Here is an 830-nt window from a genome sequence, read left to right as displayed (position 1 = left end):
AGAGCAATGTTCAAAGAAAGCTCATGACCAATTTCTAGCCGACCTTGCGAGCATTCTACCGAGTAACACCACACCGCTCATTGTCAGTGATGCTGGCTTTAAAGTGCCATGGTATAAATCCGTTGAGAAGCTGGGTTGGTACTGGTTAAGTCGAGTAAGAGGAAAAGTACAATATGCAGACCTAGGAGCGGAAAACTGGAAACCTATCAGCAACTTACATGATATGTCATCTAGTCACTCAAAGACTTTAGGCTATAAGAGGCTGACTAAAAGCAATCCAATCTCATGCCAAATTCTATTGTATAAATCTCGCTCTAAAGGCCGAAAAAATCAGCGCTCGACACGGACTCATTGTCACCACCCGTCACCTAAAATCTACTCAGCGTCGGCAAAGGAGCCATGGGTTCTAGCAACTAACTTACCTGTTGAAATTCGAACACCCAAACAACTTGTTAATATCTATTCGAAGCGAATGCAGATTGAAGAAACCTTCCGAGACTTGAAAAGTCCTGCCTACGGACTAGGCCTACGCCATAGCCGAACGAGCAGCTCAGAGCGTTTTGATATCATGCTGCTAATCGCCCTGATGCTTCAACTAACATGTTGGCTTGCGGGCGTTCATGCTCAGAAACAAGGTTGGGACAAGCACTTCCAGGCTAACACAGTCAGAAATCGAAACGTACTCTCAACAGTTCGCTTAGGCATGGAAGTTTTGCGGCATTCTGGCTACACAATAACAAGGGAAGACTTACTCGTGGCTGCAACCCTACTAGCTCAAAATTTATTCACACATGGTTACGCTTTGGGGAAATTATGAGGGGATCTCTCAG

1 protein-coding gene is annotated in these 830 nt (G+C 45.1%); it reads left to right on the top strand.

What is annotated here, in order from left to right:
• The coding region (locus ACOTX5_RS26670; RefSeq protein WP_219388538.1) for an IS4-like element ISVsa5 family transposase at window positions 1–817 on the top strand (817 nt) is incomplete at its 5' end.
• Window positions 818–830: the final 13 nt, after the last annotated feature.

It is taken from the genome of Enterobacter cloacae complex sp. IR5441, assembly GCF_049238215.1.
Classification (GTDB): Bacteria; Pseudomonadota; Gammaproteobacteria; order Enterobacterales; family Enterobacteriaceae; genus Enterobacter; species Enterobacter hormaechei_C.
This window is presented reverse-complemented; position numbering and strand designations above follow the sequence as displayed.